Here is a 20918-nt window from a genome sequence, read left to right on the forward strand (position 1 = left end):
AGTTAAGGATAGGGGATTTCGATAAAAATTGATGTACCTTTTTCGGGAACAGAATTTACTTCAATTTTTCCTTTGATTAATTTTACTCTTTTCTCCACCGACGCCAAACCCATTCCGGTTTTGTTAACCATGGCTTCGTCGTAATTAAAACCTATGCCGTCTTCTTTAACCGTTAAAAAGAGTGTGTCACCTTTTAAATAAGTATCGATTTGAATAAATGTTGCCTGCGCATGTTTAATAATGTTATTGATGATTTCCTGCAACAGGCGGAGAATAATCAGGTCCTTATCTGCCGAAGCATTCTTTAAATCGAGCAGGCCGTTATTTACCTGAAGCTGATAAGTACCAACTTTTCTGAGCCAGCTTAATTCCTGCTCAATGGCATTGCCAATTCCAGATTCAACAATTTGTTCACCATGCAGAATTTTCGCCAGTTCCCTTATTTCTTTAATTGATTTATTGACCAGCGAAAGCGAGTTTGCGATCTTTTCTGATGCCTTTTCATTTTCAGTAACATTTATCGAATTCAGCGTTAGCGTGGTTAAGCTTAATAGCTGCCCGATGTTGTCATGAAGCTCGGCGGCGATTGTTTGCATGGTTTGTTCCTGAACTTCGATATGAGTTTTTAAAATTTCAGACTCAAATTTTTGACGCATACTTTCTTTCTCAAAAAAGTGATTTTTTTTGTGGCGGTTGTAAGATCGAATGTAAACCAACAGCCCAATTGGCATCAAAAGAAAAACTAATGATGCCAATAAGATTATCGACATATTTTCCGTTGACGAGCTCTGCATATAAATGAGTAAGACCAAAAACCGTATAAAAACAAGTTAAGGGTTGTGTATATAATATATCGGGGAATGAATTTACCCAGAAACTTTTGCTGTATGATGTCATCAAAAAAGTTAGCTAAGGTGCCGCCAAAATAAAATATTATGGCCCCGCCAACCCACCAAAATGCCGGGTGAAATTTTAAGTCGATGTATTTTTCGTCTTTCAAAAGCAGAAAGAAATACATTAAACCATAAATGACGAAAACAACTGACATTACGCTTATGGTAATTGCGTTATAAACCAATATCATGTTGTTGTTTATAGAAAACACAATGTATATCGATAATAGAATAAGATATACTGGGATGATTATTTTCTTAATGTCTAAAAAGTCTTTTAGGAAACAGTAAAAGGCAAATGTTATATAGGTTAGTTCTACAAATGTAAATATATTATAAACAATTAAATTGCTGTGGTATACTTTACCGATGTATCTAGCAAAGGTTTCTGTAAAAACGACAATGAAAATGTAAGCCAGCGTTATTCGCCAAAAGATACTCTTGTCTCTGATTAGAAAAATAAGGGCAAATATTAGACAAGCGAATTCAATTAGTGAATTCACGGAAAATAGTTTAAGCATATTTTCCTCTATTAAATAATACTGTTCATGGTTTCATCAATTCGCTTCCATCGTCGCACATTGCCGGACATAAATCTGCTCTGTTACCGGGGTCGGTTGGAATTGGTTCGCTACCGTATCTAGGTTTTGCCGATATTAAGGCAATCTTATGCCCATTCCCATGACCATGGCCTACTTTTTCTGCGAAGTAATCTGTTCTGGCTTTGCCATCAATAACTTTTGTTACCACAAAAAGCAACGTATTCATTTCTGCATAGCTATCCGGCACCTTATCGCCATATTCTAATTTATTGATAGACTCGATTATTTCACGCGTGTATCTCCCAAAATAAATGCGTACTCCATCGCCATCAAACTTTGCTACTTTTTCTGCCAATTGGGCAATCTGCTTTGCCGGAAACCAGGCGGCTTCTGTAAAACTTCCTTTATCACCCTGCTGACTTTCCCGGAAAGCGGCAGTCATTTTTTTTGCTATGTCAACAGGAATAGTGTTGTTTACACCATCTCTTGTACGGGGATTTTTGATCATGATTTGTTTGGGATGTATATAAGTTAAAATTGGGGATAATTACCCAGTTTATCAACCGTTAAATCGCCCTGTTTAAATACCGTAAAAATACCCTGTAAAAAAGGGTGATTCCATCCTGATACTATTTTGGGTTTGATGATAAATTTGGATAACCAAAACAAATAAATAGTATGATATTCTAGCCTGCATAAATAACTGGTTCAATTGAACCAAGCCTTTTAATGCCAGAGAATAACCTATGCAGCACCTTTGAAACAAACTTTCCTATTAAAAATTTAACAAAAAATATTGCTGTTTCAGCACGACTCTCAAATACCTTAGTTTAAACAGCTTATCAGGTCATCAATTAATTGATGACTCTGATGTAGCTGGTACTTGTGTAATTTGAGCGCTCTCAGTAGCCATTAATATGATGGAAAGGCAGATAAAGATAAAGCCCTAAAATAACGTTGATACCTCAGAAATAACAGGTTCAGTCTCTCAAATTTTTAGCTGTTTTAGGATTTATGAAAAACAATCCAAAGAAAAGGTCCCGATGCAAATCGGGACCTATCTTATTTAAATCCATTTTTTAGAGCTAGTTACGTGCTGGTGTAGCCGTTCCTGTAGCGGCTGCTGCTGGCGCAGCAGGCAATTCTTTTCTAGGTATTTGTGCGTCGCGTTGTGAAGTGTTATAAACAAATGATGCAACAATCGTCGCGGCCTGTTTCAAATCATCTTCAACAAGTCTGTCGTAGGTATCCATATTACTGTGGTGCGTACGTGTGTTGTAATCCATCGGGTCTTGAATAAACTGAAAACCTGGTATGCCTACGGCATCAAAGGCCTGGTGATCTGTACCGCCGGTATTGCTGGCTGTAATTGTAGTTGCGCCTAAATCTGCAAAAGGGGTTAGCCAGCTTTTAAAAATCGGGCCTGCTGCAACATTACCTTGCAAATAAACGCCTCTGATTTTACCTGTACCGTTATCAAGATTATAGTAAGCCGAGATTTTTTTCTGATCTGGTGTTAAAACCATCGTTTTTGGGTCGCCGAAATGCTTTGCAACATACCCTCGTGAGCCAAACAACCCTTGTTCTTCAGAACTCCAAAGTGCAATTCTGATTGTGCGTTTTGGTTTGAAGTCGATGGTTTTTAAAATGCGCATTGCTTCCATCATTACTGCAGAACCGGCAGCGTTATCGGTAGCACCTGTGCCTGCATGCCACGAATCGAAGTGACCGCCAATCATCACCAACTCATCTTTAAGTTTCTTGTCAGTTCCCGGAATTTCGGCAATTACGTTGTAGCCCTGAGGATCCTGGTCGTAAAATGATGTTTTAATATCTGCCTCTAACTCTACAGGTTTGCCCGCACGGAGTAAGCGTAAAATGTGCAGATAATCTTCAGCTGCTACCTCCAACTCGGGTGAAACTGGTTTAGCATCCAAAGCGTAAGAAGCACCATTACTGGTAAAAAATGTGCCTTGGCCGCCACGTGCGTATGTTAAAATTAAGCCTACTTTTTCTTCTACCAGCATTGCGCTCATGGCCGCACGAACTTCACGCATCTTCATCATTTGCGCCATCATGTTATTAGCACCACCAGGGCGAGGGCCTCTTGCAGCACTGGCTACGGGAGGTTTAGCTTCAGCCATTTTTGCCAAAGTTGTGTCTGCATAACGAGAGAAATCAGCTCTGATGCCACTTTGCAACGGAGCGCCCGCATCCATCATAACAATTTTACCGCTAAGTTTGCCTTTATATTTAGCTAAATCTGCAACACTATCGGCCTTAATTAAAATCACACCCGATTTGATAGGGCCGTTTGTTCCCGGTGTCCATGCTTTTGGTGAGGCAATAATTGCATGATAGTATGGAAGGGTGGTAGCGGCATAATATTTATCTACCTGCCAGCCTTTGCCAAAAGTGCCCCAGGCTTCTAGATGTGCGTTTTTTAGGCCCCAGTCGGTTAGTTGTTTCATTGCCCATTCCTGCGCTCTCTTTAAGCCTGGTGAATTAGAAAGGCGTGGGCCGTTTGCATCGGTAAGGTTGAATGAAATGTCCATTACCTTTGAGTTTTCTAAGCCTTCTTTTCTAATTTTTGATACAATTGCGGCATCAGGAGTTTCCTGTGCAAAAGCATACAGGCATAAGCCCAAAGCAAATGCTGTGGTTGTAAATCTTTTTATCATTTTTAGTTAGGTTTGATTTATTTTCATCTAAAAATAACTTTAATTATAAATTAAATGCTTTTACCATGAGATTTTTACAAGATTTTGCTGGCGTTTAGGTTTTTATCCTTTCATAGTAGCAAAAACCGTGGTAATTTAAACCTTATTGAAACGAAAAGCCCGCAATCCCGGTTCTTCATCGGGAGCGGACTTGGAGAGGAAAGAAGGACGTGCTTAAGTTTTAGCAAAACAATTGCTTTTCAAAAGAAACTCCTGCTATTTTATGCTTTTTTTGGACACAATAAAGTAGCCGATAATAAAAAGTACAAGCGCATATATTAAACTGGTATAAATTTCTTTTGTAAAAATCTCAAAAGCCAACGGGTCGCCACCAGGTTTTACTTTCGTTATTTGTAAGGCAAGTGCAGGCAAACTGTAAGGAATTAAATATGCATATTTCCAGTTTAAACTTGCTGTAACGATGCCCATAATGGTTCCGATAAAGCCTACGCCCATCGGTTTTAAAAAATCGGCCCAAATTAAACTCAAAATAAATTGGAGGGATAAAATACCCAGCGATGAAAGAAAAAGTTTGGTGTAAGAATTAATTAAGACTGTTGATGGGTTATACTGATTAAAGGTATATTTTGGTACCAGCGCCTGAAGTAAATAACCGAGGCCAAATGTTAATGCAGCAAACAACGCCAGACAAATGAATATAAGCAATACTGCATATAAATATTTGGCGGCATAGATAGAAAATTTATTTAATGGCTGAGCGAACAGGGTTTTCCAGGTGTCGTTTTTGTGTTCTATATTGTTTACAGAAAATGCCATAAAGATTACGTAGAAGGGCATTATCAACATACCCATAACGTTAAGGGTTGCGCCGCTGTATCTAGCCCATAGCATTAGGCCCGGGTAACCCATTTTTAGTATTTTATCTGAATTGGAATAGAAGCCGAAAGTTACCAGACTACAAATTACAACAGGAAGCAGGATTGCAGCCCAGAAGGCGAGTGTTTTTCTCGATTTGTAGAATTCTGAAAAGATAGAAATGTATAATGAGCGCATGTTAATTATTTTTTGTGATGTCTAGAAACAAGTTTTCTAAATCTTTTCTTTGCTGATAAAGGCTGGAAACCGTAAAGCCATTTTGCACAAGGAGCGTATTTATTTCGCCGCTATTTTTAGGCGAAGCGAATGGAACAATAATTTTTTTAAGTGTTGATTCTAAAACTTCGAAGCCTGAAGCCGATAAAAGTTTTGCGGCACTTTCTATCTGATCTACTTCGATTTCGAGCATTGGTTTGCTGAGCAGATGCAACTCGTTAATGGTGCCCTGAAATAATAAGGAACCTTTGTTAATGATGCCAACATGCGTTGCGGTGCGTTCTATTTCTGCTAGTAAATGACTGGATACAAGTATTGTTTTATTGTGTTTGGTGGCTAAATCTATCATCAGGTTACGAACCTCAATAATACCATTAGGGTCTAAGCCGTTTGTGGGTTCATCTAATAAAAGCAGTTCGGGATCGGAAACCAGTGCCAGTGCGATTCCAAGTCGCTGTTTCATGCCTAAGGAGTATTTACTGGATTTTTTATTCGCAGCTTCTGTTAAACCTACAAGCGCCAGCATGTCATCTGCTTTGCTTTTTTTAATGCCTAATAAAATGCAACGGTTAATTAAATTTTCTTTACCACTTAAATGGCCGTAAATGGCAGGTTGTTCTACCAATGCGCCCACTCGTTTTAAGGTTGCAATCCGGTTGCGGTTAATTTCTTTTCCAAAAATAAAAACCTGGTCAGCTGGCGACTGAAGCAGATTTAATAATATTTTTATTGTTGTGGTTTTGCCGGCACCATTCGGCCCCAGAAAACCATATATACTGCCGTTTGGCACTTGTAAGGACAAATCTTTAACAACGGTTTGGTTACCGAAGTTATAGGTTAAGCCAACAGTTTCGATTGCGAAATTGCTCATACTATTTAAAAATAGCAGTTGCTTGTTTTACAACAGATGTTGAAGTTTTAGCAGGCTTAACTACTATTTCACCAGTTGCATTTTGGTTTGTATTGATAGTAAGTGAGAAAACCATTAACATAAATACTGGCAATAATAAAAGTAAAAATGGCGAGGTGTTGGCTAACTTTTTCATAATTGGTTCATTTAGTTTAAGAGCGGTGAAACGTTCAGCGGTAATTGATAGTTGATTTTTTGATGTGTTTACTGCTGACGTTTTCATAATTGTTTCGTTTTGATGATTCAAAGAAACACAAGAAAATAACGCTGCTAAAATCTATTATACCAAGTGTTAAAGATTATAGATAAACTGGCATTTTTGGCGTTTGTCGATAAATTTTGGCCATTGGGCCGTTGGTAGAAAAAAAAAGCCAGTTGGTAGATTGTGTAGTTAAATGCAACTTTCTTTATTTATTTTGGTTGCATCATTTTTTGTAGGACTGATAACCTACATTCCTATAATTTTAAATATGAAGAAAAGCAAAGGGCCTTTAATTTTACACTGTTTTTTTTGGAGTTTCGTACTAATCATTGCAGCGTTTTTCATGATAAATGGCAACGAACATCCAACCATGAAAAGACAATTCATTTCATATGGAGGATTCGGAATCTTAAACGTTTCGCTGTTCTATATCAACTATATTTTTTTAATTCCTGAATTAATTAAAAAAAGGAAAAAGTATTGGCTGTACGTTTTTGCCTTCTTTTTACTTATTGTTGCTTCGGCACTTGTTAAGACAACCATTGCGGTTTTGAATCCTTCAGATATGATGAGTTTTCAAGTGGAAGGCAAAAAGGCTGAGTATACCGTAAATGAATATGTAATTGCCAAATTGTTAGTTGCGGGTTTTTTCCTGGTTAGCAGTTCAATAATTAGTTTTATTATCGATTGGTTCTCCAGTCAGCGGGTACAGCGTAATCTGGAAAGCGAGCGCCGTGAAATGGAACTTCAGTTTTTGAAATCGCAGTTAAACCCACACTTTTTATTTAATTCACTAAACAACATATACTCTTTAGCTTATCAGAAATCGGATAAAACGGCCGATGCCATTATGAAACTTTCTGAGATTATGCGCTACATGATTTATGAAAGCAATACGCCAACGGTTTCTTTAAGTAAAGAGGTGGATTACCTTAAAAATTACATTGAGTTACAAAAAATCAGATTTAAAGATGGCGCCTTCGTGGAAATGACATTAAACGGCGAAATTGATGATCAGAAAATTGTTCCACTGATGTTAATCTCTTTTGTTGAGAATGCATTTAAACATGGCGTGGTTACCGACCCGCAGGAACCCGTTAAAATTGACATTATCGCAAATCAGAAAATTTTGCATTTCAGCGTTATCAACAAGAAAAATAACCAAAATAAAGATGCTCAGGGTGGGGTGGGTTTAACGAATGTAGAACGCCGTCTTCAGTTGATTTATCCTGACAGATATAAATTAAATGTTGTAAATTCGGCTACTCATTATACTTGTGAGTTGATGATTGATATTTAAGTTTCGAACCAACTAACTAAATTTACCTGTCTGTTTTACTAAATTATAGCTGCTACTAAAAATGAACTTAAACTGTATTGTTGTTGATGATGAGCCGTTAGCGCTTGATATTTTGGAAGATTATATATCCAAAGTACCTTTTTTAACAATGGTTAAAAGATGCGAAAACCCGATTGAAGCTTTACAAATTGTTCAGGGTGGCGGTGTAGATCTTGTTTTTTTAGATATCCAGATGCCAGAGCTTACCGGCATCCAGTTTCTAAAAATTGCCGGCAACAAATGCCATTATATTTTAACCACGGCTTACCCGCAGTATGCCTTGGAAAGTTACGACCTAAACGTTTCTGATTATCTTTTGAAACCGATAGCATTCGATCGCTTTTATAAAGCTGTAGAGAAAGTACATAATCAGGCAAAACCTGCAGATGTAGGGCCACCGCCTATACAGCCGTTGGTAACTGCAGCCCCGTTCTCGGGTAGTCCGAACCCGGTCCAGGATTTTATTTTTGTTAAAACAGAACACAAAATCCAAAAGATTTATCTGCACGACATTTTATATATCGAAGGATTAAAGGATTACATTTCTATTTTTACAAAGGATGAGCGGATCATTACGCTGCAGAGCATGAAGAAAATGGAAGAAGCGTTACCTCAAAGTCAGTTCATAAGGGTTCATAAATCTTACATTGTTGCGGTCGACAAAATTGAAAGTATAGAACGTAGCCGAATTACGATTAACAAGAAAATAATTCCTGTCGGAGATACCTATCGCGATGAGTTTTTTAAAGTAATCGGCAATAAAAATATTTAAGAAACCTGGCTGGTAGCCTGCCCGAGGACTTTTCTAATTTCGGTTTCAACCTCTAGGGTAATTTCATTTGGTGTTTTATCGGCAGGTTCAATAGGTTTTAAAACCGTCCACCGTAAAGCGTTACCTGTTGTAAGCGGGTACATCCCGAAGCGAACAATTTTCCATGAGTTTTCTATCGCAACTGGTACCACCAAGGCATTTGGAACCGCTTTTAATAACGTTGCAATGCCGCCAAACTGAAAGGTTTTTACCTGCCCGTCTTTAGCCCTGGTGCCTTCCGGAAATATTACCGTGCTCCAATTATTTTCTTTCATTCTCCGGCCCAGCTTAATAATTTCTGATATTGCCTGCTTATTATCTTTACGATCGATATTTGCACCACCGCCAACGCGTAGGTTTATGGAAATTGAAGGAATACCTTTTGTGAGCTCGATTTTGGAAATGAACTTTGCATGATGCCTCCGTAAAAACCATATTAACGATGGAATATCGTACATGCTTTGATGATTGGCAGCAAATATTATTGGTCGGTCTGTAGGCAAATTGAATTCATTTTTAAACGAAATCGAATTTAAAAGAAAGATTTGCGAGTAGGTAAGGAAAAAATTTAGCGCATCAACTGAAATTTTATGGGCCTTGTAGCCAAAAAACTTAATGCAAATCCATTGTATCGGATGAAAAATGCAGAGGCTTAATCCAAAGGAAAAATAAAATAAAGGGGTTAATATGTAGCCGAAAAATTTGCTCATGTGGTTAGTTTAACTGTAGCAAAGATAGAAATATTGTGTGTCGCAATAAAATCAAATGAATTAGATTATTCGGGAAGTGTAATAAGAGCCTGTCATCATATTCAAGCTCAAAAGCCTTTAACAATGAAGATATTTTCTTTCAAAAGTTCTTTGCAAATGGCGTTTTTCCGAGGTTTTACAATTCGTTGTTTATCATCATCAGCTTTGCTTTTAAAATTGCGGCTACACTCATCGAATCTGTAATTTCTCCCTTTAATACCATTTGATAAGCCTCTTCGAAAGGCAATTTTTTAACAACCAGTTGTTCTGTTTCTTCAGGCATTGCAATGCCGTGGATTAATCCTGTAGCAATATAAATAATGCTTAACTCATCACTTACCGAATTTGACAAATGCATTCGCTGAATCTCTTTCCACTGTTTTGCACTCATTCCGGTTTCTTCAAGCAATTCTCTCCTGGCGCTGTCGATAGGTTCTCCGTTTAACGGGCCACCGCCTTCCGGTATTTCCCAGCTGTAAGCTTTTAACGGAAAACGATATTGCCCAACCAGCCAGGTATTGTATTCTTCATCCAAGGGCAAAATACCGATAGCGAAATTTTTAAAATGCACTTCGCCATAAATTCCTTCGCCACCGGATGGGTTGATTACCTGATGTTCAGTAATTCTAATCCAGTTATTATCATATTTAACTTCGCTTTCCAGGGTTTTCCAGGGATTAATTTCTTCCATATTGCAAGATAGAAAATTGGTGGCTTTTCAATCGACTTTGCCGGTTTATATAAAAAAAGCGCTTTAAATTTCTTTAAAGCGCTTTAAGATGTTTTAGAATGAACCTTCGTCAGGTCTGTTTTCCTGTTGGTCGTCCTTTTTAGGTTTTTTAGTGTTGTTAAACAATGTTTTCCCGAAACGGTAAGAGAATGTTATGTTACCCATTGTACCTTGCATCTGGCGTTGAAAATCAACGATGGTTGCGGCATCTTCTGTGGTCATGCTCCATCTACGGGTGTTAAATACATCTCTAACGTTGAAACTAAGCGAAGCTTTTTTGTTCGGGAAATCGTATTTCGCACCACCATCAATGCCGTACATGGCATTACGTTTACCCTGCGCCATCACTTCCGGGGCTCTGTAATCGCCACGAACCTGCAATGATAAATTTTTAACAACTGTTAGGTTTCCGGTAATGTTTGCATTCCAGCTAAAGCCGCTTGTTGTTGCAATATTAAAGCGGTCATCGCCAAAAAATTTGCTTTGGTACAGATTTACGTTTGTGGTAAAGTTTAGTGCTTTAATTAAATCGAAACGGCCAATTAACTCTAAACCGCTATTAATCTGGCGGGAAAGGTTTTGAGGTGTCGAGGTAATAATTCCGTTAATATCAGGCGTACTCCTAACCCTTTGGATAACATCATTGGTTTGACGATAATATAAGCTAGATGTTAAAGTTACCTTTTTAAAATATTTACTGTAGCCTAACTCAAATGAATGCACATCTTCAGGTAATAAATTTGGGTTACCAGCTCTGTAGTTTAGCGGGTCAGAAACGTCTAAAAATGGGTTTGTATCCCAAGGCCTCGGACGATTAACCCGGCGGGTATAACTTAATTGGATGGTATTATCGCCCTTAAGTTTTTGTGTTAAAAATACACTTGGGTATAACCTTTTGTAATGAATGTTTCCGGCGCTGCTTGTGAGCACGTTATTTGTATAACCTTCCAGATGGGTATCCAAACGGGCATCTTCGGCTCTTAAACCCAATTGATATCCAAAATCTTTAATTTGATTCTGATAATTTAAATAGAGTGCATGCACCTGATCCTTGCTATCGAAATTGTTAATTAGTCTGTTGTTTTGAACATAAATATTCGTTGCATTTAATATTGAATCGGCGTACTGGCCATTATCGCCAAGGCGGATTTGGCTGCGATAACCTGCTTCAATTTTTCCGGCTTTGCCAACAGGCAAACTATAATCAGCCTGGATGTTGTAATTGGTATTATCGCCGGTATTAAAAGTACGCTGAAGGCTTCGGTTAAGGTTTATTGCTGCGCCGTTTAAATTCGTAACGTTGGTGTTGTAAGTCTGGTCGTTATCATTTGTGCCATAAGAATAACCAAAGTTAAAGGTTAGTTCCTCCTTTGGTCTTTTAAATTTCTGACTGTAATCAAGATTTAAATCGTAGCTATTTCCGGTGCCGCTTGTTACGTTATTTCTGTTGCTTAATAAAACAGGGTTTAAAGAAGCGCCCAATTGCCTGATATTAATGGCCTCGTTGCGGTCGTTATCACGGGCATTAAATCCTCCTGATAAACTCAAAACACTCTTTGGCGCAACATAATAATCAATGCCCGCTTTAGCATTATGCCCTTTATCTAACGATGAAGAAACCGTGTTCTGGTTCGCAAATACCGTTGAACTTGGCGAATTCTTGTAGGTAATATCCTGAAAACCACCACCAATACGGTTTCCGTAACGGTAGCTGTAGTTTCCGTAAACATTAACTTTGCTATTTTGAAAACTCAAATTGGTATTTGCATTGTAGTTATCGCGGTTACCGGCCGTTAAAGCCACCGACCCGTTAAAGCCAAGTTTCGTATTTTTCTTTAGAACGATGTTAATAATACCCGACTGGCCCTCAGCATCATACTTTGCCGAAGGGTTTGTAATAACTTCAACACTTTCAATGGAACTTGCAGGAATAGATTGCAAAATCTGGGCAACGTTTCCGCCCGCTATTAAAGAGGGTTTACCATCGATTAAAACTTTTACACCTGTAGAGCCACGTAAACTCACGTTTCCATCCATATCGGTAGATACTGAAGGTACGTTTTGTAATAAATCGCCGGCAGAACCACCTTCGCTCACCAAACTCTGATCAACAGAGAAAACCTTCTTATCAATACCCATTTGAATGGCCGCCTTCTGCGCTGTAACCGTAACGTCTTTCAGTACATTACCAGCGGCAGGGTTCATTTTTATGTCACCAAAATTTAGTGTGCCTGTTGCAGCAGTAATTGAAACATTATCTCTTACCATGGTTTGGTAGCCTACAAAACTTATTTTAAAAGTAAAGGTTCCGGTAGGTAAATCGGCCATGGTAAAGGCGCCGTTGATATCGGTTTGCGCAACTTTAACATTTGCCTTTGTTTCCTTATTAATTAATACAGCTGTAGCAAAAGGGATGGTCTCCTGCGTTTTAGCATCTTTAAGCACACCAGAAATTTTGGCTTTGTTACCTGTTTGAGCAAATAAACTGAAAGAAAGTAGCAAAAAGAAAGTGGCAATTTTTATCGTTTTTGAATGTAAAAGTCTCATTAAATTATAAAAGTTTTAGTAGTTTTCGTAAAGAGTGACAAAGAAACGGCAAGGAAGTTTAAAATAAGTGCCGTAACTATTTTATTACAGCTACTTTACAGTAATATTTTTGTTGTTTTGAAGCGTTAAACCAGGTTCACTTCTATGGGTGAATTATTGCTTTCTAACAGCAATTAGTGCCCCACTAAAAATCTTAAAATGTTACTTTTGTTATCATGAGTAAAAAAATATTAATTGTTGATGATTTGCATCCGGCGTTTAAAGAACAGGCCATAAGTTTGGGCTATGAAGTTGATGATGAGCCGAAAATTACCCGCCAGGAAACCTTGGAGAGGATTGCCGGTTATGATGGCATTGCGGTTAGAACGAAATTCCGAATAGATGCTGAAATATTTTCTGCTGCGGCGAAGTTAAAATTTGTTGCACGTGCCGGCGCCGGTTTGGATAATATTGATGAGAAAATTGCTCTTGAGCGCAACATAAAGCTGATTAACGCCCCTGAAGGCAATTGTGATGCTGTCGGCGAGCATGCGACGGGTTTGCTTTTATCGCTGATGAATAACTTCCGCAGGGCGGATATGGAAATTAGAAATGGCGTTTGGGATAGGGAAGGCAACCGTGGTTACGAACTGAAAGGTAAAAAAGTTGGCATCATCGGTTATGGCTTTATGGGACAAAGTTTCGCAAGAAAACTTGCTGGCTTTGAAGTTGATGTTATGGCTTATGATAAGTATAAAACAGGTTTTAGCGATGCTTTTGCCCGCGAGGTGAGTATGGAAGAAATTGTTAAACACAGTGATGTACTGAGTTTACATATACCGCTTACAACAGAAACTAAGCAGCTAGTTGATGATGAGTATTTTTTCCATTTTAAAAAGCCAATCTTCTTCATTAACACGGCCAGGGGCGAAATTGTGAATACCCAAGCGGTGTTGAATAGCCTTAAATCAGGCAAAGTTTTGGGTGCAGGCTTAGATGTTTTAGAGACTGAAAAATTTCCTGCACTGAGCGAACAAAGCTGGTATGAAGAATTGAAAGGTAATGCGAAGGTTATCTTGACACCACACGTTGGCGGCTGGACATTCGATTCATACCGAAAAATATCAGAAGTTTTAGCTGAGAAACTGCGAAACCTGACTTAGTTCATTATTGCTTAAAGCCGTTATGAGGTTACCGTAAACAGGTTAAACTTTGTTGTAAGCAAGTTGGACTTCCGGGTATGTAAGTTGAACGCGACACTTTAGAGAGAGGCGGATGCCTTAGTCCAAGTAATTTTTATGGCCGACATTTTTTCATTCTCCAGTCTAATTTCCGGAATAGTGATAAAATCATTTTTTAAATAAAAGTTTAGCGGCGAATTATAGGTTTCGCCGTTTAATTTCAGCGCATCTTCTTTATCTATGACCCAGGCGGTTAACACATGTTCATCTTTTTTCAAGGCATTTAACATTGCTCTTCCTTTCCCTTGCCCCTGAATTTCTTCGTCAAGAATTATCGCAAACCATTTTTCTTCAGCTCTGATGAATTTGCAAGCCCAGGCTAATATTTTGCCATTTTCAGCTTCCAGTAAATAGTGAACTGGGTCCGATAAACCAGCCAGGTAATTATCAAAACCAGTTGCATCAGCAAAGTTTAAAGATTTTGGATACTCATTATTCCAGAGTCTGGAAATCTGGCTTTTTTGTATTGAGGTGAGGTGGGTAGTGGGGCTGAGCATAATTCAGGGAATTTTTATTCGAAGGAAGATAATTATTTATACCTCAGCAAAAAAACTTCTTCCACAACCTTTCCTAAATAAATCAATCTTAATTTCTTAAATTGGCAATACAATTCTAACCATTTACATCATGCCGAAAGATCATCAATACAAAACTACGGTAACCTGGACGGGCAATAAAGGCTCGGGCACAATGGACTACCGCTCCTACGATCGCGATTATTTAATTTCTGTAACGGGCAAAGCTAATATTTCGGGTTCGTCTGATTCTGCATTTCTGGGCGATAAATCGAAATACAACCCTGAAGATTTATTGCTGGCCTCAATTTCGAGCTGCCACATGTTGTGGTATTTGCACTTATGTTCTAAAAACGAAATCGTTGTTATAGATTATAAAGATGAAGCCGTTGGCACAATGGAAGAATCGGCAGATGGAAGTGGTAAATTTAGAGAGGTGACCCTGCATCCGCAGGTTTTAATAGCAGACAAGGCGCATTTTGAGCTTGCAGAATCGCTTCATCAGGAAGCGAACAAAATGTGTTTCATCGCGAATTCGCTCAATTTTCCGGTGAGGCATGAAGCGAGTTGCAAGGCAGAAAACAGCTGATAAACAGGTGTAATTTTGTTGGCGTTTAATTAGCACATTGAGCAGTCAAAGCAATTTAATGCAAAAACTTTGGCAAGCTCAATGTGATAAATTTCAGGTATTGCAAATTATTTCACCTCATAAACATTATCTGCAGGTGTGGCATCCATAAAAATGCCCCCATCCAGTTTAATCGATTTTATTTTACGATTTGTATTAACCGTCATGGTGAATTCCTTTTGGTTAACTTTCCAAACAGAGGGCGTTTTGTGGATTGTTTCTGTTTTGCCTTCAGTATCTGTTACCAGAATATCAAACGGAATTGCAAAACCGCCTTCATTTTTAATTACGAATGTTGCCTTGCCACTCGAAATCTGCGCTTTGTTTATCGCCAAATCGATGTAGTTATTGGTAAAAAACCAGTTTTGGAAAAACCAGTTTAAATTCTGACCAGAGCCTGTGTTCATCGAATTAAAGTAATCCCATGGAATTGGATGTTTCCCATTCCAATTATTCATGTAGTGGTGAAGTGCTTTTTTAAACAAGTCATCGCCCAGCATATCTTTTAATGCTAGGTAAGAAAGCGAAGCCTTGCCATAAGAATTGTTACCATAACCAGCACCTGAAACCTGATCAGACATTGAAATTATTGGCTGGTCTTCTTCGGCAGATTTATCGTTAATGTAGCGCTGAACCCTGAATGACTTATAAAATTTATCAGCAGCTTCTTTGCCATGCTCGGCAATGCCGATTAAATATTCTAAGGTGGTTGCCCAACCTTCGTCCATGTATGCATAACGGGTTTCATTAATGCCCATATAGAACGGGAAGTACGTGTGCGCCACTTCATGATCCTGAACCAATTGCGCAAAAACCGGGTCGCCGCTGTCAGAATCGTTAACCATCATTGGATATTCCATATCTGCAAAACCCTGAAAAGCGGTCATCTTAGAGAATGGGTAAGGTACGCCCGGCCAATTGTTAGAGAACCAGTTAAGTGCAAATAAATTATTTTTAACTGAGTTTGGAAAATCTTTGGATTTTACATTATAGGCTGCCTGTGTGCTTACCCGCCTGTTTGCTTTTGCATCAACAATTACACTTGCTGCATCCCAAAGGTAGGTGCTGCTTAAACCAAAACATACATCGGTAATGTGGTTTGCTTTAAACTTCCAGGTATTCCAGTCTTTTTGTAAAGTAACCTTTCCATCTTTTAACTCCTGTTCGTTCGCAATGTGTTGGATTTCATCTGTTAAATAAGATTTTTTTAACCTTGAAGCAATTTCTGGTTGTAAAACCTCATCAGGATTTAACAAATCGCCGGTAGCATAAACCACGTAGTTTTTTGGTGCTTTAACCGAGAAAGTGTAATCGTTAAAATCGTTGTAAAACTCGCCTCTGTCGGTATGCGGAATCCGGTCCCAGCCGTTGTAATCATCGTACACGGAAATTCTTGGGTAACTGTAGGCAACATATAAAGTTGTGGGGTCAATTTGCCCCTCGCGACCACTTTCCTTTGATAAAGGATAATCCCAATCAATTTTAACGGTGATTTTTGATTTAGGCGGAAGTGGTTTTTTCAGTCGCACGTTACCAACAGTGCCCCAGTATTTCGCATTCACAGCTATGGTTTCCCCATCAACGGAAAAGGCAGAAATGTTTAAACCTGAGCTTAAAAAATCATCACTAACGCTACCATTTCTTGGTGATGCAGGCTTGTGTAAATTGTTCACGAAGCGTATAGCGAGCGTTTTAAGGGTATCGGTGCTGTTGTTGCTGTAAACAATTTCCTCGCTTCCGCTCACCACCTTTGTAACGGCATCCACCTTAATATCCATATTGTATTTACCATGGTTTTGCCAATAATTTGGGCCTGGCGCACCGTTAGCAGAACGGGTACCATTTGCATAGGCCGCTTTTATGTTTCTGGGCATGTAAAGTTCTTGCGCAGAAACTGCAGAACTTGCCAGAGCAGCCAAAACGGCCAGAGATATTAACTTTTTCATTTTTCTGAATAATTTCGGCTAATCTAAAAATAATGAATGAATTTAGAATGAAGGGAATGGGTATAATTTCCTGGCCGGTTTGCCCAATAATAACGACTATTTAAAACGGTATATATTGATATGGCACTAAGATCTCAGGCTCGAATCACAAAAATCCTGTTCTTTTATTTGCTTTTGTAATTTCCACATTTTATCTTCGTTATAATTGAAGCAAGACTATGTAGGAAACCAACTATGTAGTCTTGTTTGTTTTTTATAGCGTTTGAACAAAAATTAATAGAGCAATGACAGAGGTAACGTACTACACACAAGAGGGGTTAGATAAACTAAAAGAGGAAGTTCATTATCTAACAACAACAGGGCGTCAGCTAATATCTAAAGCAATTGCTGAGGCGAGAGATAAAGGGGATTTATCGGAAAATGCGGAATACGATGCAGCAAAAGAAGCACAGGGTTTGCATGAGGCGAAAATCTCGAAATTAAAAAATACATTAGCTAATGCCCGTTTAATTGATGAATCTAAACTGGATTTATCTAAAGTTTTAGCTTTATCGATAGTTAAAATCAAAAATGTTAAAAACGGAGCTACCATGACCTACCAGCTTGTAGCAGAAAGTGAAGCAGATTTGAAAACCGGAAAAATTTCCGTTAAATCGCCTATAGCACAAGGTTTATTGGGTAAATCTGTTGGCGAATTTGCCGAAATTGAAGTGCCTGCAGGTAAAATGCAGTTCGAAGTTTTAGAAATCTCGAGATAAAAATGTTGTGAGTTATGGGTTATTAAAATAGCAAACCCTAACTTGTAACCTAACAAACAACCGAACTATGACTATCTTTTCAAAAATTGTTGCCGGAGAAATTCCTGCTCATGTTGTTGCAGAAACTGTAGAATATTTAGCTTTTTTAGATGTGCAGCCACTAACGGCCGGCCACGTTCTGGTCATTCCGAAAGTTGATGTAGACTACATTTTCGATATGGAAGAAGACCTTTATGTTGGTCTGTGGATGTTCGCGAAGATTGTTGCCAAGGGTGTTAAGGCCGCTTTTCCATGTAAAAAAGTTGGTGTTTCGGTAATCGGACTTGAAGTGCCGCATGCACACATCCATCTTATCCCGATGAACAATGTTAGCGACATGAATTTCAGCAAAGAAAAATTATCGCCAAGTCAGGAAGAACTTGCAGAAGCTGCAGAAAAAATAAAACACGCTTTGTTAGAAGCTTAACGAATGAGTCGGCTTTAAATTCATAAGCCGACTCATTTCATCGTTTACCTGGTTTTATGGTGCAGCGGCAGGTGCAACAGCCGTTGTTGCGTTTAACATTGGCCAAAAGCCTGGCGCCGGGCCAACGCTCGAACCCTTATTATCTCCTCGCTTTGTATCCTGTCCGAAATAATATAGTGGCCATCCTTTATAGGTCATCTGCTTTTTTCCAAAAACATCAATTGTAGAAATCATATCCTTAGTGATAATTGAAGGCAGGCTTTTCAATTCGGCTTCATATACAGGCCAGATGGTATTGTTACTTAAATCGGCTTTAGTAAATGTATTTTTATTGTTTTTATCAGGAGAAAAAGAATAAAGTGCTCTTCCCGATGCATCAGTAAAGTATCTTGTTAATCCACTACCTTCGGCATAGGTGCTGGTATAAAGTTTTCCGTTTAAACCAATCATTTGTGCATTTGCCAGCATCAAAGAATAGTCTGGTTTGGCAACAAACCATATCCCACCCACACCATCGCCTTTCACATCGCCCGTGGCTACATCATTTTGATAATAATAAAGCGGGTAGCCTTTGTAGGTGTTTTGCTTGCGCCCGTCGGCTCTGGCAATTTCGCCAACATCTGCCGCGTTAAGTTTCAGGTCGGTACTGGCATCTGCGGCATAATATGGTGGCCAAACGGTTTCGCAACCACCCGTACAAGTTGGCAAGCCGGCAACATCACTGGAAAACATATAAAGGGTTTTGCCGGCGTTATCGGTAAGTATTGTGCCAAACTTTGCATCTGTAGTCAGCTGAATACCCTTCTTTGCGACTGGATTATCTGTACTTTTTTTACAAGATGAAGCAATTACCAGGGTAATGCATAACACCGCAAGTAGTGATTTTTTTAAGTAGATTAGCATAACGATTTTGTTTAATGTGTAAGATAATCCTGTTACGCTTGCGGAAGCTAAAAGGTTGCCTGGTTGATTAATTAATTAAACCGGAGGCCAACTTTTTAGAAAATGAGAAAAATATTTATTTCAGGCAACCTTTTATTTTTTTATCCGTATGATGATTTAGAAAGGAGAATTAGTGATCCCTAATCGCAACAATGAAAATGCTTTAGAAAGTACCATTAACGGCTGCATTAGATATGAACGCGAAGCGCAGCAGGCGCTTTACAAACATTTCTATGGCTTTGCCATGGGCATTTGTTTGCGTTATGCAAATAATCGGCTTGATGCTGCCGGGATACTAAATGAAGGGTTTTTTAAGGTTTTCAGGAATATCGCGAAATACGAAAAGGATAAGTCTTTTAAGGCTTGGCTAGGCCGGATCATCACCAATACTGCAATTGATTATTACCGGTCGAATTTAAAATTTGCAGACCATGACGACATTTCTGATCATGATGAAGTTTCGCAGCAACAATCTGTTTATTCGAAGTTAGCCTATGAAGATTTACTGGCTCTTGTACAAAAATTAACGCCAGCATACAGAACGGTTTTTAACCTTTTTGCTATAGACGGTTACTCGCACGAGGAAATTTCAGAGATACTTTCTATTTCTGTCGGAACATCAAAATCTAATCTGTTTAAGGCAAGGCAAAAACTACAGGAAATGCTTGCGCCGCCTCAAACAAATGGTTATGAGCGCAAAATGGTGGCTTTTGACAGAAATAATGTGCGGGTGAATTTTAACACAAACACGAAATGAAAAACGGGAACGACATAGATAAATTTTTTAAAGAAGGATTAGAGGAGCCCGAAATTCCTTTTAATGATGCGCACTGGCAGGCGATGGAGGAGCGGCTGCATCCAAAACCAAAGCGTAGAATTGCCCCGGTAATCTGGTTTACAGCATTTAGCGGTATCGCCGCCGCTTTGGTGATCGTATTTTTTTTAATGGAACCTAAAAAAGAACGCTTAAACACGAACGCCGTGGTTAAAACAAAAGTAAAGGATGTAAATGCGGAGAAGAGCAACAGCAGGAATGGACTAGGGCTGCAAGATAAGTTGAGCAAGAAAGCGCCAGAGCGTATGGTTAGTAAAAATAAGCCTTTATTTGCTGATGGCAATCGAAATTTAGCGGTTTCAAAAGCAGTTGGCTTTAGCCAGCCGGTAACTTTAGCAAACACAGATTTTGAAGCGGGCATAATGAGTGGCAACCGGTTAGCGCATACGGTGGCTTTAAACAGTTCCGTTTTAGCTGAGGCGCCGACTAAGATTGTTTCGTTAGACGGCAGTAAAAGATTTCCTGCTGATTTTGGTAAGCCCAAAGATAAAGTGGTTTTTAAAAGCACGGGGAACAGGCAAAGGTTTGTTTTGAGCATCTTGGCGGCTCCCGATTTAACTTCTGTGCAATCATCAGGAAGAAGCAATTTGAGCGGAAGCATTGGCGCCGAACTTACTTTTTCGTTAACAAAAAGATTGAGCATAACAACTGGTGCAGCTTATGCTAAAAAGATTTACGAGTCTGATTTCAGCTTGTATAATCCTAATTCTACTTACGTTTTTAGAACACAGCCCACAAATGTGCGGGCAAATTGCGATGTGCTGGATATTCCCCTAAATCTTAATTTTAAAGTGTTTGAGGGTAAAAGAAATTCGATAGCTGTTAGTACAGGTTTATCCAGTTACCTGATGCTTAAGGAAAAATACAGTTATACCTATAATTCAACTTATCCGGGTCCGGCAGATTACGAAGTTAGAAACCAAAACCAGCACTATTTAGGAATTGCGAATTTGGGCGTAGCCATACAGCATAAAATAAACAACAAGTTCAGCATTAGTGCACGACCATTTATAAAAATTCCGTTAACTGATATTGGTTATGGAAACTCAAAGTTGTCATCAACAGGTGTTGCGGTTTCGGTAAATATGAATTTGTTCAAAAAAGCGAATTAG

Annotated in this window: 20 protein-coding genes; 8 read left to right on the plus strand and 12 right to left on the minus strand. The window is 38.8% G+C overall.

What is annotated here, in order from left to right; all coding sequences use genetic code 11:
• Nucleotides 1-2: 2 nt before the first annotated feature.
• The 6 genes from ASG14_RS02645 to ASG14_RS02675 all read right to left on the minus strand — a co-directional run bounded on the left by ASG14_RS02645 (nucleotide 3) and on the right by ASG14_RS02675 (nucleotide 6341).
• On the minus strand, nucleotides 3-770 hold the full coding sequence (locus tag ASG14_RS02645) for a sensor histidine kinase (RefSeq protein WP_056869504.1): 768 nt from the start codon (nucleotides 768-770) through the stop codon (nucleotides 3-5).
• Between the two features lie 669 nt (nucleotides 771-1439).
• Nucleotides 1440-1943, minus strand: a complete 504-nt coding sequence (locus ASG14_RS02655; protein WP_056869506.1) for a hypothetical protein — start codon at nucleotides 1941-1943, stop codon at nucleotides 1440-1442.
• A gap of 577 nt (nucleotides 1944-2520) precedes the next feature.
• Entirely contained in the window at nucleotides 2521-4116 is a 1596-nt protein-coding gene (locus ASG14_RS02660) for a M20/M25/M40 family metallo-hydrolase (RefSeq protein ID WP_056869507.1), read from the minus strand.
• A gap of 255 nt (nucleotides 4117-4371) precedes the next feature.
• Entirely contained in the window at nucleotides 4372-5169 is a 798-nt protein-coding gene (locus tag ASG14_RS02665; RefSeq protein WP_056869508.1) for an ABC transporter permease, read from the minus strand.
• A gap of 1 nt (nucleotide 5170) precedes the next feature.
• A complete protein-coding gene (locus ASG14_RS02670) occupies nucleotides 5171-6079 on the minus strand; it encodes an ABC transporter ATP-binding protein (RefSeq protein WP_056869509.1) in 909 nt (302 codons plus the stop codon).
• A 1-nt stretch (nucleotide 6080) separates the two neighbouring features.
• Nucleotides 6081-6341, minus strand: coding sequence for a hypothetical protein (locus tag ASG14_RS02675; RefSeq protein ID WP_056869510.1), 261 nt, complete (start codon nucleotides 6339-6341; stop codon nucleotides 6081-6083).
• 349 nt (nucleotides 6342-6690) lie between these two features.
• Between ASG14_RS02675 and ASG14_RS02680 the strand changes: the two genes are divergently transcribed.
• Together ASG14_RS02680 and ASG14_RS02685 are read left to right on the plus strand one after the other, a co-directional pair.
• Nucleotides 6691-7620, plus strand: coding sequence for a sensor histidine kinase (locus ASG14_RS02680; RefSeq protein WP_235528489.1), 930 nt, complete (start codon nucleotides 6691-6693; stop codon nucleotides 7618-7620).
• A gap of 61 nt (nucleotides 7621-7681) precedes the next feature.
• Nucleotides 7682-8431 (plus strand): LytTR family DNA-binding domain-containing protein, encoded by a 750-nt coding sequence (locus tag ASG14_RS02685; RefSeq protein WP_056869511.1) that lies wholly within the window; start codon nucleotides 7682-7684, stop codon nucleotides 8429-8431.
• On the opposite strand, the gene ASG14_RS02690 is transcribed toward ASG14_RS02685, so the two are convergent.
• From ASG14_RS02690 to ASG14_RS02700, 3 genes are all read right to left on the minus strand, one after another.
• The gene (locus ASG14_RS02690) at nucleotides 8428-9180 is read right to left on the minus strand and encodes a 1-acyl-sn-glycerol-3-phosphate acyltransferase (RefSeq protein WP_056869512.1); all 753 of its coding nucleotides are present in this window, start codon (nucleotides 9178-9180) and stop codon (nucleotides 8428-8430) included. The two genes, ASG14_RS02685 and ASG14_RS02690, sit on opposite strands and share 4 nt — an antisense overlap.
• Nucleotides 9181-9355: 175 nt before the next feature.
• Entirely contained in the window at nucleotides 9356-9910 is a 555-nt protein-coding gene (locus tag ASG14_RS02695; protein WP_056869513.1) for an NUDIX hydrolase, read from the minus strand.
• Between the two features lie 93 nt (nucleotides 9911-10003).
• Nucleotides 10004-12496, minus strand: a complete 2493-nt coding sequence (locus ASG14_RS02700) for an outer membrane beta-barrel family protein (RefSeq protein WP_056869514.1) — start codon at nucleotides 12494-12496, stop codon at nucleotides 10004-10006.
• Nucleotides 12497-12711: 215 nt separating this feature from the next.
• Here ASG14_RS02700 and ASG14_RS02705 point away from each other — a divergent pair, with 215 nt between their 5' ends.
• Complete coding sequence (locus ASG14_RS02705; RefSeq protein ID WP_056869515.1) at nucleotides 12712-13638, plus strand: 2-hydroxyacid dehydrogenase; 927 nt, start codon at nucleotides 12712-12714, stop codon at nucleotides 13636-13638.
• A gap of 98 nt (nucleotides 13639-13736) precedes the next feature.
• On the opposite strand, the gene ASG14_RS20360 is transcribed toward ASG14_RS02705, so the two are convergent.
• Complete coding sequence (locus tag ASG14_RS20360) at nucleotides 13737-14213, minus strand: GNAT family N-acetyltransferase (RefSeq protein ID WP_056869516.1); 477 nt, start codon at nucleotides 14211-14213, stop codon at nucleotides 13737-13739.
• Nucleotides 14214-14343: 130 nt separating this feature from the next.
• Between ASG14_RS20360 and ASG14_RS02715 the strand changes: the two genes are divergently transcribed.
• Nucleotides 14344-14820, plus strand: coding sequence for an OsmC family protein (locus ASG14_RS02715; protein WP_056869517.1), 477 nt, complete (start codon nucleotides 14344-14346; stop codon nucleotides 14818-14820).
• Between the two features lie 107 nt (nucleotides 14821-14927).
• Here ASG14_RS02715 and ASG14_RS02720 read toward each other — a convergent pair whose 3' ends face one another.
• Entirely contained in the window at nucleotides 14928-16805 is a 1878-nt protein-coding gene (locus tag ASG14_RS02720; protein WP_056869518.1) for a M1 family metallopeptidase, read from the minus strand.
• Nucleotides 16806-17089: 284 nt separating this feature from the next.
• Between ASG14_RS02720 and greA the strand changes: the two genes are divergently transcribed.
• Both greA and ASG14_RS02730 read left to right on the plus strand, forming a co-directional pair.
• Nucleotides 17090-17563, plus strand: coding sequence for a transcription elongation factor GreA (gene greA / locus ASG14_RS02725; RefSeq protein ID WP_047798983.1), 474 nt, complete (start codon nucleotides 17090-17092; stop codon nucleotides 17561-17563).
• Nucleotides 17564-17630: 67 nt separating this feature from the next.
• Entirely contained in the window at nucleotides 17631-18029 is a 399-nt protein-coding gene (locus ASG14_RS02730) for an HIT family protein (RefSeq protein ID WP_056869519.1), read from the plus strand.
• A gap of 54 nt (nucleotides 18030-18083) precedes the next feature.
• Here ASG14_RS02730 and ASG14_RS02735 read toward each other — a convergent pair whose 3' ends face one another.
• A complete protein-coding gene (locus tag ASG14_RS02735) occupies nucleotides 18084-18932 on the minus strand; it encodes a hypothetical protein (RefSeq protein ID WP_056869520.1) in 849 nt (282 codons plus the stop codon).
• A gap of 172 nt (nucleotides 18933-19104) precedes the next feature.
• On the opposite strand from ASG14_RS02735, the gene ASG14_RS02740 reads away from it, so the two are divergent.
• Nucleotides 19105-19728 (plus strand): RNA polymerase sigma factor, encoded by a 624-nt coding sequence (locus ASG14_RS02740; RefSeq protein ID WP_235528491.1) that lies wholly within the window; start codon nucleotides 19105-19107, stop codon nucleotides 19726-19728.
• Entirely contained in the window at nucleotides 19725-20918 is a 1194-nt protein-coding gene (locus tag ASG14_RS02745; protein WP_056869521.1) for a hypothetical protein, read from the plus strand. The genes ASG14_RS02740 and ASG14_RS02745 overlap by 4 nt, the downstream gene beginning before the upstream one ends.

The sequence above is a fragment of the Pedobacter sp. Leaf194 genome, from assembly GCF_001423945.1.
Classification (GTDB): domain Bacteria; phylum Bacteroidota; class Bacteroidia; order Sphingobacteriales; family Sphingobacteriaceae; genus Pedobacter.

Coding starts and splice junctions, on each gene's coding strand:
- ASG14_RS02745 (WP_056869521.1), top strand. CDS start 19,725: ATGAAAAACGGGAACGACATAGATAAATTTTTTAAAGAAGGATTAGAG.
- ASG14_RS02730 (WP_056869519.1), top strand. CDS start 17,631: ATGACTATCTTTTCAAAAATTGTTGCCGGAGAAATTCCTGCTCATGTT.
- ASG14_RS02705 (WP_056869515.1), top strand. CDS start 12,712: ATGAGTAAAAAAATATTAATTGTTGATGATTTGCATCCGGCGTTTAAA.
- ASG14_RS20360 (WP_056869516.1), bottom strand. CDS start 14,213: ATGCTCAGCCCCACTACCCACCTCACCTCAATACAAAAAAGCCAGATT.
- ASG14_RS02665 (WP_056869508.1), bottom strand. CDS start 5,169: ATGCGCTCATTATACATTTCTATCTTTTCAGAATTCTACAAATCGAGA.
- ASG14_RS02720 (WP_056869518.1), bottom strand. CDS start 16,805: ATGAAAAAGTTAATATCTCTGGCCGTTTTGGCTGCTCTGGCAAGTTCT.
- ASG14_RS02715 (WP_056869517.1), top strand. CDS start 14,344: ATGCCGAAAGATCATCAATACAAAACTACGGTAACCTGGACGGGCAAT.
- greA (WP_047798983.1), top strand. CDS start 17,090: ATGACAGAGGTAACGTACTACACACAAGAGGGGTTAGATAAACTAAAA.
- ASG14_RS02695 (WP_056869513.1), bottom strand. CDS start 9,910: ATGGAAGAAATTAATCCCTGGAAAACCCTGGAAAGCGAAGTTAAATAT.
- ASG14_RS02735 (WP_056869520.1), bottom strand. CDS start 18,932: ATGCTAATCTACTTAAAAAAATCACTACTTGCGGTGTTATGCATTACC.
- ASG14_RS02675 (WP_056869510.1), bottom strand. CDS start 6,341: ATGAAAACGTCAGCAGTAAACACATCAAAAAATCAACTATCAATTACC.
- ASG14_RS02700 (WP_056869514.1), bottom strand. CDS start 12,496: ATGAGACTTTTACATTCAAAAACGATAAAAATTGCCACTTTCTTTTTG.
- ASG14_RS02645 (WP_056869504.1), bottom strand. CDS start 770: ATGTCGATAATCTTATTGGCATCATTAGTTTTTCTTTTGATGCCAATT.
- ASG14_RS02685 (WP_056869511.1), top strand. CDS start 7,682: ATGAACTTAAACTGTATTGTTGTTGATGATGAGCCGTTAGCGCTTGAT.
- ASG14_RS02690 (WP_056869512.1), bottom strand. CDS start 9,180: ATGAGCAAATTTTTCGGCTACATATTAACCCCTTTATTTTATTTTTCC.
- ASG14_RS02680 (WP_235528489.1), top strand. CDS start 6,691: ATGAAAAGACAATTCATTTCATATGGAGGATTCGGAATCTTAAACGTT.
- ASG14_RS02655 (WP_056869506.1), bottom strand. CDS start 1,943: ATGATCAAAAATCCCCGTACAAGAGATGGTGTAAACAACACTATTCCT.
- ASG14_RS02660 (WP_056869507.1), bottom strand. CDS start 4,116: ATGATAAAAAGATTTACAACCACAGCATTTGCTTTGGGCTTATGCCTG.
- ASG14_RS02670 (WP_056869509.1), bottom strand. CDS start 6,079: ATGAGCAATTTCGCAATCGAAACTGTTGGCTTAACCTATAACTTCGGT.